Below are 13,311 nucleotides of genomic sequence, written 5' to 3' on the forward strand. Positions count from 1 at the left end.
CCGGCTTAGACGACCAAGGCGGCCTGAGAGCCGCCATATGTCCGGCGCGAAGACGTCGGCGACATCATGACCACACCTCAAGACATCCTGCGTCCCGACGTCCTTTCCATGACGAGCTATCCCGTGGCCGATTCCACGGGCTTGATCAAGCTCGACGCGATGGAAAACCCGTACTCCTTGCCCGCCGATCTCGCCAAGCGTCTTGGCGAACATCTCGCGGGCGTGGCGCTGAACCGTTATCCATCGCCGCGTCCGGCGGATCTGCTCGCCAAGATCAAGCGTGCAATGAAGGTGCCGGAAGCCTGCGACGTGCTGCTCGGCAACGGCTCGGACGAACTGATCAGCATGATGTCGATGGCGTGCGCCACGCCCGGCACGAAAGTCGTGGCGCCGATGCCGGGCTTCGTGATGTATCAGATGTCGGCGAAGTTCGCGCAGCTCGAATTCATCGGCGTGCCGCTCAACGCGGACTTCACGCTAGACGCAAACGCGCTCATCGCGGCTATCGACGAACATCAGCCCGCGCTCGTTTATCTCGCGTACCCGAACAATCCGACCGGCACGCTTTACGCCGATGCCGACATCGAGCGCGTGATCGCGTCGGCGAAGAAGAGTCTCGTGGTCATCGACGAGGCTTATCAGCCGTTCGCGGAAAAGACGTGGCTGCCGCGCGCGGCCGAGTACGACAACGTGGTCGTCATGCGCACGGTGTCGAAGCTCGGACTTGCGGGCATCCGGCTTGGTTATCTGGTCGGTCTGCCCGCGTGGACCATGCAATTCGACAAGGTGCGCCCGCCGTACAACATCAACGTGCTAACGCAGGCAACCGCTGATTTCCTGCTGGATCATCTCGATGTCCTCGACGCCCAGGCCGCCGATCTGCGCGCGCAGCGCGCCGTCCTCGCGCGCGAAGTCGCCGCGCTGCCCGGCATGACGGTGTATCCGAGCGCGGGCAACTTTCTGCTCGTGCGCGTGCCGGATGCCGCCGTCGCGTTCGAAACCCTGCTGACTTCGCGGGTTCTCGTCAAAAACGTGAGTAAAATGCATGCTTTGCTGGCAAATTGCGTGCGTTTGACGGTCGGCACGGCCGAGGAAAACGCGCACATGGTCGCGGCGCTCAAAAAGCTCGCGCTCAACTAAATCCCCACTCTTCGAAAGCCTCAAGGAAACACCATGCGCATTGCGGAAGTCGTTCGCAACACCAGCGAAACGCAGATCCGTGTGAAGCTCGATCTGGACGGCACCGGCAAGCAGAAGCTCGCCACCGGCGTGCCGTTTCTGGATCACATGCTCGATCAGATCGCGCGACACGGCCTGTTCGATCTCGAAGTCGAAGCGCATGGCGACCTCCATATCGACGATCACCACACCGTCGAAGACACCGGTATCACGCTGGGTCAGGCGGTGGCGAAAGCCATTGGCGACCGCAAGGGCATTCGCCGTTATGGCCACTCGTATGTTCCGCTCGATGAAGCGCTGTCGCGCGTCGTGATCGATTTCTCCGGCCGTCCGGGGCTCGAATTCCATGTGCCGTTTACGCGCGCGCGCATCGGTACGTTCGATGTCGATCTCACCATCGAATTTTTCCGTGGCTTCGTGAATCACGCGGGCGTGACACTGCACATCGACAATCTGCGCGGCATCAACGCGCATCATCAGGTCGAGACCGTGTTCAAGGCGTTCGGCCGCGCGTTGCGCATGGCCGTCGAAGCCGACGAACGCGCCGCAGGACAAATTCCTTCCACCAAAGGCAGTCTCTGATCAGCCCGTTCCAAGCGACGCAGCAATGCGTCGTGCACGAAAGGCTCGCCCGCGATGGATCTCTTCAAGTCGTTCATATCCTTGCTCGCGCTGATCAATCCGGTCGGCGCGATACCGTTTTTTCTTAGCCTGACCGCGCAACAATCCGATCTCGAAAAGCGCAATACCATCCGCGTGGCATCGATCTCGGTGTTCTGCGTAATCGCGATCACCGCGCTGCTCGGGCAGCAGATCATCGCGTTCTTCGGCATTTCGGTCGGCTCGTTCGAAGTCGGCGGCGGGATCATCATGCTGCTCATGGCGATCAGCATGTTGAACGCGCAAGTCGGCAACGCGCGCTCGACCGTCGAGGAGCGCATGGAAGCCGAGGAGCGCAATAGCGTTGCCGTTGTGCCGCTCGCGATTCCGCTGCTCACCGGGCCGGGATCGATCAGCACCGTGATCGTCTATGCTGCAAATGCGCAGCACTGGTACGACCGCTTCGGGCTCGTCGTGCTGGGCGCGATCATCGCGGCGTTGTGTTTCGGCGCGTTGAATCTGGCCGAGCCGATCGCGCGCTGGGTCGGGCGCACGGGTATCAATATCGGCACGCGTCTCATGGGTTTGATGTTGTCCGCGCTGGCGGTGGAGTTCATCGTCAACGGGTTGAAGGCCTTGATGCCATCTTTGAAATGAAAACTTCGATAGCGATTGTTGATTACGGAATGGGCAACCTGCGCTCGGTGTATCAGGCGCTTAAGAAGGCCGCGCCCGACGCCGACGTGGCGATCGTCGATCAGCCCGAGGCCATTCGCGCGGCGGATCGTATCGTGCTGCCGGGTCAAGGCGCGATGCGCGATTGCATGGGCCATCTGGGCGCGTCGGGCTTGCAGGATGCAGTGATCGAAGCGTCGCGCAACAAGCCGATGCTCGGCGTTTGCGTCGGCGAACAGATGCTGTTCGACTGGAGCGAAGAAGGCGACACGAAGGGCCTCGGGCTTTTCCCCGGGAAGGTCGTGCGCTTTCAACTCGAAGGCCAATTGCAGGACGACGGCTCGCGCTTCAAGGTGCCGCAAATGGGCTGGAACCGCGTGCATCAGACGCAAGCGCATCCGGTGTGGGACGGCGTGGCGGATGGCGCGTTCTTCTACTTCGTGCATAGTTACTACGTCGTGCCGGACAACCCGGCGCACACTTCGGGCGAAACCGTTTATGGTTCCGCGTTCACATCGGCGGTGGCGCGCGACAACATCTTCGCCACGCAATTCCACCCCGAGAAGAGCGCCGACGCGGGCTTGCGGCTGTATCGCAACTTCGTTCACTGGAACCCGTAAAGCGCGCAACCGGGCGTTGCAATACTTGTACTACACTAGCGAAGCGGCCCGCTGTAAGGCACCGAGACCTCACGCGCGGCCGTTTCGATCAACTCAATCCAGAAAATACGCGATACCTATGCTGCTCATTCCGGCCATCGATCTCAAAGACGGTCAGTGCGTGCGCCTCAAACAAGGCGATATGGACCAGGCGACCATTTTTTCAGAAGATCCGGCGGCAATGGCCCGGCACTGGGTCGACCGAGGGGCGCGCAGACTACACCTCGTCGATCTGAACGGCGCCTTCGCGGGCAAGCCGAGGAACGGCGACGCTATCCGCGCAATCATCGACGAAGTGGGTAGCGAGATTCCCGTGCAACTAGGCGGCGGCATTCGCGACCTGAACACCATCGAGCGCTATCTCGACGACGGTCTCTCGTTCGTCATCATCGGCACGGCGGCGGTGAAGAATCCCGGCTTCCTGCAGGATGCGTGCAGCGCGTTCGGGGGGCATATCATCGTCGGGCTCGACGCCAAGGACGGCAAAGTCGCCACCGACGGCTGGAGCAAACTGACCGGCCACGAAGTAGTGGATCTCGGGCGCAAGTTCGAAGACTACGGCTGCGAGTCGATCATCTACACGGACATCGGGCGCGACGGCATGCTTCAGGGCATCAATATCGACGCCACCGTGCGGCTCGCGCAAGCCGTGAAGATTCCGGTGATCGCGAGCGGCGGACTGTCGAGCATCGCGGACATCGAGTCGCTCTGCGAAGTCGAGGGCGAAGGCATCGAAGGCGTGATCTGCGGTCGCGCCATCTATTCCGGCGACCTGGACTTCACTTCCGCGCAAACGCGCGCGGATGCGTTGCGCGAAGCGGACGGTGCCTGAGGCTCTTTCGGGCGCGAGCACGTTGCAGCACGCCGGGCGGCGGCTCTTGCCGCCCTTCATTCGTTTTGGACCTGCAGTGGCGGAACATGGCTCTCGCTAAACGCATCATCCCCTGTCTCGACGTGACCGCCGGGCGCGTCGTCAAAGGGGTCAACTTCGTCGAACTGCGCGACGCGGGCGATCCCGTGGAGATCGCGCGACGCTACGACGACCAAGGCGCGGACGAACTCACGTTCCTCGACATCACCGCGACTTCCGACCAGCGCGACCTCATTTTGCCGATCATCGAATCGGTCGCGTCTCAGGTGTTCATTCCGCTGACCGTCGGTGGCGGCGTGCGCGCCGTCGAAGACGTGCGGCGCCTGCTCAACGCCGGCGCGGACAAGATCAGCATGAATTCGTCGGCGGTGGCGAATCCGCAACTCGTACGCGATGCATCCGACAAGCACGGTTCGCAATGCATCGTCGTTGCCATTGACGCCAAGCGCGTTTCCGCCGATGGCGAGCCGCCGCGCTGGGAAGTGTTCACGCACGGCGGGCGCAAGGCAACGGGCATCGACGCGATCGAATGGGCGCGCAAGATGGCCGAATTCGGCGCGGGCGAAATTCTGCTGACCAGCATGGATCGCGACGGCACCAAGTCCGGCTTCGACCTCGCGCTCACGCGCGCCGTGTCGGACGCCGTGCCCGTGCCGGTGATCGCTTCGGGCGGCGTCGGTACGCTCAAGCATCTGGCGGATGGCATCACGGAAGGCCGCGCCGACGCCGTTCTGGCCGCGAGCATTTTTCACTATGGCGAACACACGGTCGGCGAAGCCAAGCGCTTCATGGCCGACCAAGGCATTTCGGTGAGGAATTGACGGTGACGGATCAAGCCGACTGGCTCGACAAGGTGAACTGGGACGCGAACGGCCTCGTGCCGGTGATCGCGCAGGAAGCATCGAGCAACGACGTGCTCATGTTCGCCTGGATGAATCGCGAGGCGCTCGCCAAAACCATCGAACTGAAGCGCGCCGTCTATTTTTCGCGTTCGCGTCAGCGGCTGTGGTTCAAGGGCGAGGAATCGGGGCACGTTCAGCATGTGCATGAAGTGCGGCTCGATTGCGACGAAGACGTCGTGCTGCTCAAAGTCGAACAGGTATCGGGGATCGCGTGCCACACCGGCCGTCATTCCTGCTTTTTCCAGAAATTCGAAGGAACGGCGCAAGACGGCGCGTGGGTCGCGGTCGAGCCGGTTCTGAAAGACCCCGAAAGTATTTACAAATGACGCAAGCCACCACGCAGGACACGCTGCTGCGCCTCGCCGCGGTTATCGACGGTCGAAAAGGCGGCGATCCGGAACAATCCTACGTTTCGCGACTCTTTCATAAAGGTGACGACGCGATCCTGAAGAAGATCGGCGAGGAAGCGACGGAAGTCGTACTCGCCGCGAAGGATGCGCGCCACGGCGGCGCGCCGAAAGCGCTCGTCGGGGAAGTCGCCGACCTGTGGTTCCATTGTCTCGTGATGCTGTCGCATTTCGACCTGAGCCCCGCCGACGTGATCGCCGAGTTGGAACGGCGCGAAGGTTTGTCGGGTATCGAAGAAAAAGCGCTGCGCAAAACGCGCGAGCGCGAGCAAAACGGCAGCTGACGAGACGCCCATTGCGAAGGAGGGCCCCGTGAATACGCCTCACGAACAGTACCCGCCGCCGGTGTATCAGAATCAGCTCGACCCGCAGCGGCTGAGCAGCCTCAAGACGCTCACGCATGTCTTGTATGCGCTTTACGCGCTCTATTGGCTAACGGGCGGGTTGACCGTGCTTGTCGCGATCATCATCAATTATCTGAAACGCGGCGATACCGTCGGAACGCCTTACGAAGCCCATTTCACCTGGCAGATCCGCACGTTCTGGTGGGCTGTCCTCGGACATCTGGTCGGCGCGGCGCTCATTTTCGTCGGGATCGGCTTCGTGATTCTTTTCGCGGTCGGCATCTGGACGCTTTATCGTGTCATCAAAGGTTGGCTGTATCTTTATGAAGGAAAAACGTTCGACCCACGCGCGTGGTTTTGAACGGCAACACCTGGCAACAGGAGACACGGGAATTTCATGAGCCAAGACAACTGCATTTTCTGCAAGATTGCGTCAGGACAACTGCCAAGCACGAAGCTCTATGAGGACGATGAGTTCGTCGCCTTCAACGACATCAATCCGGCCGCGCCGGTTCACGTGCTCGTCATTCCCCGGAAGCACATCGAAACGCTGTCGCACTGCACGGAAAGCGACGCGCCGCTGCTTGGTAGAATGGTATGTCTCGTTGGTCGTCTGGCAAAAGATCTCGGCGTCTCCTACACGGGCGGCGAGACGGGATTCCGGACGGTGATCAACACGGGGCCGGGCGGTGGACAGGAGGTTTATCACATCCACGCGCATTTGCTGGCAGGAGAGCGTCCGTGGCGCCGGATGGGCTGAAAACCGCAAATTTTGTCGGCAAACGCCTTTCCAATGCAATATTGGACGCGCAGAATCGGTATTCATAGCTGAAGTGACTTTTTCGGCGCGGGCCGCAAGGCCGATCTTCCGTTCGCACAAAGCCGTTGCGGCGGAATTACGGAGAATTTTCATTCATGGGTTCGTTGAGCATTTGGCATTGGTTGATCGTCCTTTTGATCGTGGCGCTCGTCTTCGGCACGAAGAAACTGCGCAACATCGGTGGCGATTTGGGCGGCGCGGTCAAGGGCTTCAAGGAAGGCATGCGCGATGGTGAGCAGCCGGCTTCGACCACCGATCCGCGCGAATTGCCGCGCAACGGTGCGGTTGACGTGGAAGCGAAGGACAAGACCCGTTCGGGCGACTATCGCTAATCCGGTCATCGACCGCAATCTTTCACTTACTCTTCAATGCTCGATCTCGGTCTGACCAAAATGGCGCTGATCGGCGTCGTGGCGCTCGTGGTGCTCGGGCCTGAGCGCCTGCCCGGGGTTGCGCGCACGGCCGGCGCACTTTTCGGGCGCGCGCAGCGCTATATCAACGACGTCAAATCCGAAGTGGCGCGCGAGATGGAACTCGACGAGCTGAAGAAGATGCGCACTGACTTCGAAACCGCTGCGTCGAACGTCGAAACGTCCATTCACGACAACCTGAAGCGCCACGAAGCCGAATTGAACGACGCGTGGAGTCAGGGCACGTCCGTGTCGCCGAGTGTCGCGAGAGAAGAGGCCGAGGCGATCGGCGGCAGCGCGGCGGTCACGGACAAACCGTGGATGCGCACATCGGGCATCCGGGCGGCGCGCAAGAACTGGCGCGTCAAACAAAGCGCCATCCCCAACTGGTACAAGCGAACGAATCTGCGCCGCACGCGGGTTCAATCTGGCGCGGCTCGCGTTGCGCGTCATACGCCAGAAACCTTGCGCCGCCCGACCCGGTTTTTCTGATCCGGGCCACTTCCTTTCATCGATGATCCATACCGAGGGCCGGCGTGAGCGACCCGCTACAAAATAAAGACGAGCCCGTCGAAGAGACGTTCATTTCGCATCTGGTCGAATTGCGTGACCGCATCATCAAAGCGGGCGCTTCGGTTATCGTGGTGTTCGTATCGCTGGTGTACTGGGCGCCGGACATCTTCAAGTTACTGGCCCGGCCGCTGATGCAGAACCTGCCGGCCGACGGCAAGATGATCGTCACCGACGTGACCGGCTCGTTCTTCGTGCCCATGAAGGTGACCATGCTCGTCGCCTTCGTCATCGCGCTGCCGCTTGTGCTGTATCAGCTTTGGGCGTTCGTGGCGCCGGGTTTGTACCAGCACGAGAAGAAGCTCGTCGCGCCGCTCGTGTTCAGCAGCTACGCGCTCTTTCTTTGCGGCATGGCTTTCGCGTATTTCGTCGTGTTTCCGACTATCTTTCGCGTGATGGCGCATTACAACGCGCCGCTCGGTGCGGAGATGACCACGGATATCGACAACTACCTGAGCTTTGTGCTCACGATGTTCCTCGCATTCGGCGTAACGTTCGAAGTGCCGATCGTCGTCGTGTTGCTGGCGCGCATGGGTGTCGTGTCCATTCAGAAGCTCAAGCAGATTCGCCCGTATGTGATTGTCGGCGCGTTCGTCATTTCGGCGGTCGTTACCCCGCCAGACGTTTTCTCGCAGCTGATCTTGGCCATTCCGCTCATCATTCTTTACGAAGCGGGGATTATTGCGGCGCGGCTGGTGGTTGGAAAGCAGCCAATTAAAAGCGAAGAGGCAACGGCCGAGTAGGTGCGGCGTATTGCCGCGGCAGTGAAATGTCGGATGCGCAAAAAAGGCAGCTTCGATTACCGAAGCTGCCTTTTTGTTTTCAACGGAGAACCGAGTTTATTCGTCGCCCTGATCGTTTCCTTGGTCCTCGTCTTCCGGTAACTGTGGCGCGCGCGGTTGAGCCGGGCGCTTGCCGATAGTCACGTTGATATCGAGTTCCTTGTTCTTGCGCATTAAATGAACCTTCACCGACGTGCCCGGTTTAATCTGCGCGACCACGTTCAGAAGGCGCGTGGTGTCGGTGATGGTGTCGTCGTTGATGCTGACGAGAATGTCGCCCGGCTTGATGCCTGCCTTGTCCGCCGGGCCGCCTTGCAACACCCCGGCCACGATGGCGCCAGATTTTTGGTCGAGCCCGAACGACTCCGCGATCTCCGGCGTCACGTCCTGCGGCTCCACGCCAATCCAGCCGCGCGTGACCGTGCCCGTCGTGATGATGCTCTCGAGCACGCTGCGCGCCGTCGACACCGGGATCGCAAAGCCGATTCCCAGTGAGCCGCCGCTGCGCGAATAAATCGCCGTGTTGATGCCGAGCAGATTGCCGTTCACGTCGACGAGCGCGCCGCCCGAGTTGCCGGGGTTGATTGCCGCGTCGGTCTGAATGAAGTTCTCGAACGTGTTGATGCCGAGGTGATTGCGCCCGAGCGCGCTCACAATGCCCATGGTTACCGTCTGCCCGACGCCGAACGGATTGCCGATAGCCAGCACGACATCGCCGACGCGCGTTTGGTCCATGCGGCCGAGCGTGATGGTCGGCAGATTCGTCATGTTGATCTTGAGCACGGCAAGATCGGTTTCCGGATCGACGCCGATTACCTTCGCGCTGGACGTGCGGCCGTCGGCAAGCGCAACTTCGATTTGATCGGCGCCATCGACGACATGCTGGTTCGTTAGAATGTAACCTTCCGAGCTGACGATGACACCCGAGCCGAGATTCGACGCTGGCGGCTCGTCGCTCTTGCGCTTGTTTTTATCGCCGAAGAAGTAGCGGAACAGCGGGTCTTTGGCGCGCGGGTCCGGCGGCAGATTGCCGTCCTTGCTGGAAAAGACGTTGACCACAGCGGGCATGGCCTTTTGCGCGCCTTCGGCATAGGAAGATTGAAGCGGTCGCGAGCCTATGCTCGGCGCCACTTCCTGCAGCGCGACTATTGGTTCGGCGAGTTGCTTGCCGAATTGGCCCTGACGTTGAAGCCACTGCGGTTTCAAGGTCGCGATGATGAACATCAGGGCCAAAATCACGGTGACCGCTTGGGCAAAAAATAGCCAGAAGCGTCTAAGCATTTGAAGGGATAGAGGAATTCATGGATCGGATCGAACTCGAATTGTATCTGAACAATCTGCTGGAAATCGGCCGCTTCAAGGACTATTGCCCGAACGGTCTACAGGTGGAAGGCGCGCGCCGGGTTCAGAAGATCGCAACCGGCGTGACGGCCTCGCTCGCCTTTCTCGAAGCCGCGCTCGAGTGGGGCGCGGACACGGTACTCGTGCATCACGGCTACTTCTGGCGCAATGAGGCGCCGCAGTTGACGGGGCGCAAGTATCAGCGAATCCGCACGCTTATCGCCAACGATATCAACCTGTTTGCCTACCATTTGCCGCTCGATTCGCATCCGGAGTTCGGCAACAACGCGCAACTCGGCGCGCGCCTTGGCTTAATCGCGGACGGCCGTTTTGCAGGCCAGGATCTCGGGTGGATCGCGCCGCTTACCATGCCGCTTTCGCTCGAACATTTCACTGCAACGGTCGAAAACGCGCTCGGCCGCAAGCCGCTCGTATTCGGCGATTCGGACCGCGAACTGCGTCGCGTCGCGTGGTGCACGGGCGGCGCGCAAGGATACTTCGAAGAAGCCATTGCGGCGGGCGCGGATGTCTACGTCAGCGGCGAAGTCTCCGAGCAGACCATGCACATTGCGGCGGAATCGGGCGTGGCCTACATCGCGGCGGGCCATCACGCGACCGAGCGCTACGGCGTCCAGGCGCTGGGTAATCACCTGTCGGAAGAATTCGACATCGAGCATGTGTTTATCGATATCGACAATCCGGTATAAATGTTTTGCGCCGATTATCGTTTTAATCGGCCTTGCAGTTGCCTTAAATGATTGCTTCACAAGATGGCGCGAAAACGTGCGGGAAAACCCGGAAAGAACAATCACTTGGAGTGATTTTTCCTATTCGGGCCTTGTAAATGCCAACTCCATTCGCGCACACTAGCGACGGAACACTGATGTGACGGTATAAATCCAACTCAGAAGTGGGGCGTGTGATGCGAGACAAGGACGATAAGCACGATGGGCGCGTTGACGGTAGCCGCCGTACCTGGCTGATAGCGACGACCGTAGCAGGTGGTGTCGGAGGTGTAGCAACAGTAATTCCGTTTGTAGGGTCGTTCGCTCCGTCGGAAAAGGCGAAGGCGGCAGGCGCGCCGGTCGAGGTCGATATCAGCGGACTCAAGCCCGGCGAAATGATGACCGTCGCATGGCGCGGCAAGCCTGTGTGGATCGTCAACCGCACCGACGAGATGCTTTCGGACGTCAAGAAAGCCGACACCGAAGTGGCCGATCCGAAATCGAAGATGGAATTCTCGATGCCGTTGCCGGAGTACTGCAACAACGAGTTCCGTTCCCGCACCGATCACAAGAACATTTTCGTGGCGGTGGCCGTGTGCACGCATCTGGGCTGCACGCCGACCCCGCGTTTCACCGAAGGCGCCCAACCCAATCTTCCCGATAACTGGCCCGGCGGTTTTCTCTGCCCGTGCCACGGCTCGACCTATGACATGGCGGGCCGCGTCTTCAAGAACAAGCCCGCGCCGCAGAATCTGGACGTGCCTCCGTACATGTTCACTTCCGCGACGCAACTCGTGATCGGCAAGGACGAAAAGGGAGAGGCTTAATGGCGACCGCAGACAAGGATGTGGAGACGACGGGCCTGATCGGCTGGATCGACCGGCGCTTTCCGCTCACCGCGACGTGGAAGCAGCACGTTTCCGAGTACTACGCGCCGAAGAACTTCAACTTCTGGTACTTCTTCGGCTCGCTCGCGCTGCTCGTGCTCGTGCTTCAGATCGTCACGGGCATCTTTCTCGTCATGAACTACAAGCCCGATGCGACGCTCGCGTTCGCATCGGTCGAATACATCATGCGCGAGGTGCCGTGGGGCTGGCTCATTCGCTACATGCATTCGACAGGCGCTTCGATGTTCTTCGTCGTCGTCTATCTGCACATGTTTCGCGGGCTGATGTACGGCTCGTATCGCAAGCCGCGCGAACTGGTGTGGATTTTCGGCTGCGCAATTTTCCTGTGCCTCATGGCCGAGGCGTTCTTTGGCTATCTTCTGCCGTGGGGGCAGATGTCGTTCTGGGGCGCGCAGGTGATCGTGAATCTGTTCTCGGCGATTCCCTTCATCGGCCCGGATCTGTCGCTCTGGATTCGCGGCGATTACGTCGTGTCGGACGTCACGCTGAACCGGTTCTTCGCGTTCCATGTGATCGCGATTCCGCTCGTGCTGATTGGCCTCGTCGTGGCGCATTTGGTCGCGCTGCACGAAGTCGGCTCGAACAACCCGGACGGCATCGAGATCAAGGCGAAGAAGGACGCGAACGGCATTCCTATCGATGGCATTCCGTTCCATCCGTACTATTCGGTGCACGACTTCCTGGGCGTGTCGGTCTTCCTTCTGATCTTCGCGGCGATCATTTTCTTCGCGCCGGAGATGGGCGGCTACTTTTTGGAAGCGAATAACTTCGTGCCGGCCAATCCGTTGCAGACGCCGCCTGAAATCGCGCCAGTCTGGTACTTCACGGCTTTCTACGCGATGCTTCGCGCCACCACCGATCCGTTCAAGATCGTGCTGATGGTCATCATCGCGCTGCTTGGCCTCTTTGCGCTGTTACGCGCGCGCGGCAAATGGCGGATCGGCTTGCCGGTGCTCTCGCTCGCGGTGATCGTCTTCATGGCGCTGACGGAGTCGAAATTCTGGGGCGTGGTGGTCATGGGCACGGCGGTCGTATCGCTCTTTTTCCTGCCCTGGCTCGATCGCAGTCCGGTGAGGTCCATTCGCTACCGGCCGTTTTTCCATAAAGTGTTCTACGGCATTTTCGTGGTCGTGTTCCTCGTGCTGGGCTTCTTGGGAACGAGGCCGCCGTCACCGGTGGGGACGCTGATCGCGCAGGTCTGCGCGCTGATCTACTTCGCGTTTTTCCTCGGCATGCCGTTCTGGACGCCGCGCGGCAGATTCAAGACGCCGCCCGAGCGAGTGACTTTCAAACCTCACTGAGCACTCGTCCGGAGACAAACACAATGAAAAAATGGCTCGGTTCCCTGGCAATCATCGGTGCGGCAATGTTCGCGTTCGGCGCGAGTGCGCCGGCGTACGCGCAGGAAGAAGCGGTGCTCGACCGCGCGCCCGATAACGCGGACAATTTTGCTTCGTTGCAGCACGGCGCCCAAATCTTTGTAAACTACTGCCTGAATTGCCACAGCGCCAATCTGATGCGGTACAACCGGCTGACCGACCTCGGCATCACGCCACAGGACGTTCAGGAAAATCTGCTGTTTTCGACAGACAAAATCGGCAACACGATGTCCATTGCAATGCGCCCGGAAGACGCGAAAGCGTGGTTCGGCGCGTCGCCGCCGGACCTGTCGGTCGAAGCGCGGGCGCGTGGCAAGGACTGGTTGTACACGTACTTGCGGGGGTTTTATCGCGATCCGGCGCGGCCGACCGGCTGGAACAATCGCGTGTATGAGAATGTCGGCATGCCGCACGTGCTGTGGACGATGCAGGGTATCCGCGATGCAAAATTCGAAACCGAAACCGACGAGCACACCGGCGAAAAGGTAAAGAGATTCGTGGGTTACACTCAGGTTAGCCCGGGTTCCATGTCCTCCGTGGATTATGATAATGCTGTGGCCGATCTGGTTTCGTACCTCTCGTGGATGTCCGAACCCGCCCAGCAGACTCGCAAGCGCCTCGGCGTATGGGTCCTGCTGTTCCTGGCGTTGTTGAGTTTCCTCGCATGGCGCCTGAACGCGGCATACTGGAAAGATATTAAATAGCGCGCCCTAGACGGCGTGGGTCGGCACGACGGCGT

The 13,311-nt window shown here is 60.2% G+C and carries 18 protein-coding genes; 17 read left to right on the top strand and 1 reads right to left on the bottom strand.

What is annotated here, in order from left to right; translation table 11 throughout:
• Positions 1 to 66 precede the first annotated feature (66 nt).
• The 13 genes from hisC (at position 67) to tatC (ending at position 8,180) form a co-directional block, all read left to right on the top strand.
• Positions 67 to 1,140, top strand: a complete 1,074-nt coding sequence (gene hisC / locus P9292_RS28135; protein WP_309962311.1) for a histidinol-phosphate transaminase — start codon at positions 67 to 69, stop codon at positions 1,138 to 1,140.
• 33 nt (positions 1,141 to 1,173) lie between these two features.
• Positions 1,174 to 1,761, top strand: a complete 588-nt coding sequence (gene hisB / locus P9292_RS28140; protein ID WP_244826373.1) for an imidazoleglycerol-phosphate dehydratase HisB — start codon at positions 1,174 to 1,176, stop codon at positions 1,759 to 1,761.
• Between the two features lie 54 nt (positions 1,762 to 1,815).
• Complete coding sequence (locus tag P9292_RS28145; protein ID WP_244826372.1) at positions 1,816 to 2,436, top strand: MarC family protein; 621 nt, start codon at positions 1,816 to 1,818, stop codon at positions 2,434 to 2,436.
• Complete coding sequence (hisH, locus tag P9292_RS28150; RefSeq protein WP_250509559.1) at positions 2,433 to 3,074, top strand: imidazole glycerol phosphate synthase subunit HisH; 642 nt, start codon at positions 2,433 to 2,435, stop codon at positions 3,072 to 3,074. The genes P9292_RS28145 and hisH overlap by 4 nt, the downstream gene beginning before the upstream one ends.
• 118 nt (positions 3,075 to 3,192) lie before the next feature.
• Complete coding sequence (gene hisA, locus P9292_RS28155; protein WP_244826370.1) at positions 3,193 to 3,945, top strand: 1-(5-phosphoribosyl)-5-[(5-phosphoribosylamino)methylideneamino]imidazole-4-carboxamide isomerase; 753 nt, start codon at positions 3,193 to 3,195, stop codon at positions 3,943 to 3,945.
• A gap of 86 nt (positions 3,946 to 4,031) precedes the next feature.
• A complete protein-coding gene (hisF, locus tag P9292_RS28160; RefSeq protein ID WP_309844553.1) occupies positions 4,032 to 4,805 on the top strand; it encodes an imidazole glycerol phosphate synthase subunit HisF in 774 nt (257 codons plus the stop codon).
• 2 nt (positions 4,806 to 4,807) lie between these two features.
• Positions 4,808 to 5,212, top strand: a complete 405-nt coding sequence (gene hisI, locus P9292_RS28165; protein WP_244826368.1) for a phosphoribosyl-AMP cyclohydrolase — start codon at positions 4,808 to 4,810, stop codon at positions 5,210 to 5,212.
• On the top strand, positions 5,209 to 5,577 hold the full coding sequence (locus P9292_RS28170; RefSeq protein WP_250509558.1) for a phosphoribosyl-ATP diphosphatase: 369 nt from the start codon (positions 5,209 to 5,211) through the stop codon (positions 5,575 to 5,577). The genes hisI and P9292_RS28170 overlap by 4 nt, the downstream gene beginning before the upstream one ends.
• Before the next feature lie 28 nt (positions 5,578 to 5,605).
• Positions 5,606 to 5,998, top strand: coding sequence for a hypothetical protein (locus P9292_RS28175; RefSeq protein ID WP_244826366.1), 393 nt, complete (start codon positions 5,606 to 5,608; stop codon positions 5,996 to 5,998).
• A gap of 36 nt (positions 5,999 to 6,034) precedes the next feature.
• Positions 6,035 to 6,397: a histidine triad nucleotide-binding protein gene (locus P9292_RS28180; RefSeq protein ID WP_309962315.1), complete on the top strand. Its 363-nt coding sequence runs from the start codon at positions 6,035 to 6,037 to the stop codon at positions 6,395 to 6,397.
• A gap of 155 nt (positions 6,398 to 6,552) precedes the next feature.
• Positions 6,553 to 6,789 carry a Sec-independent protein translocase subunit TatA gene (gene tatA / locus P9292_RS28185; protein ID WP_250465805.1) on the top strand — a complete coding sequence of 79 codons (237 nt, stop codon included), beginning with the start codon at positions 6,553 to 6,555 and terminating at the stop codon, positions 6,787 to 6,789.
• Between the two features lie 36 nt (positions 6,790 to 6,825).
• Complete coding sequence (gene tatB, locus P9292_RS28190; protein ID WP_244826363.1) at positions 6,826 to 7,359, top strand: Sec-independent protein translocase protein TatB; 534 nt, start codon at positions 6,826 to 6,828, stop codon at positions 7,357 to 7,359.
• Between the two features lie 44 nt (positions 7,360 to 7,403).
• The gene (tatC, locus tag P9292_RS28195) at positions 7,404 to 8,180 is read left to right on the top strand and encodes a twin-arginine translocase subunit TatC (RefSeq protein ID WP_244826362.1); all 777 of its coding nucleotides are present in this window, start codon (positions 7,404 to 7,406) and stop codon (positions 8,178 to 8,180) included.
• 96 nt (positions 8,181 to 8,276) lie between these two features.
• Here the strand turns inward: tatC and P9292_RS28200 are convergent, their stop codons facing one another.
• Positions 8,277 to 9,500, bottom strand: a complete 1,224-nt coding sequence (locus tag P9292_RS28200) for a S1C family serine protease (protein WP_244826361.1) — start codon at positions 9,498 to 9,500, stop codon at positions 8,277 to 8,279.
• Positions 9,501 to 9,520: 20 nt separating this feature from the next.
• Here P9292_RS28200 and P9292_RS28205 point away from each other — a divergent pair, with 20 nt between their 5' ends.
• From P9292_RS28205 to P9292_RS28220, 4 genes are all read left to right on the top strand, one after another.
• Entirely contained in the window at positions 9,521 to 10,267 is a 747-nt protein-coding gene (locus P9292_RS28205) for a Nif3-like dinuclear metal center hexameric protein (protein WP_250465803.1), read from the top strand.
• A gap of 215 nt (positions 10,268 to 10,482) precedes the next feature.
• A complete protein-coding gene (gene petA, locus P9292_RS28210) occupies positions 10,483 to 11,112 on the top strand; it encodes a ubiquinol-cytochrome c reductase iron-sulfur subunit (RefSeq protein ID WP_244828130.1) in 630 nt (209 codons plus the stop codon).
• Positions 11,112 to 12,494: a cytochrome bc complex cytochrome b subunit gene (locus tag P9292_RS28215; protein ID WP_250526309.1), complete on the top strand. Its 1,383-nt coding sequence runs from the start codon at positions 11,112 to 11,114 to the stop codon at positions 12,492 to 12,494. The genes petA and P9292_RS28215 overlap by 1 nt, the downstream gene beginning before the upstream one ends.
• Before the next feature lie 23 nt (positions 12,495 to 12,517).
• Entirely contained in the window at positions 12,518 to 13,276 is a 759-nt protein-coding gene (locus P9292_RS28220) for a cytochrome c1 (RefSeq protein ID WP_244826358.1), read from the top strand.
• Positions 13,277 to 13,311: the final 35 nt, after the last annotated feature.

Source organism: Caballeronia sp. LZ001, assembly GCF_031450875.1.
Lineage (GTDB): Bacteria > Pseudomonadota > Gammaproteobacteria > Burkholderiales > Burkholderiaceae > Caballeronia.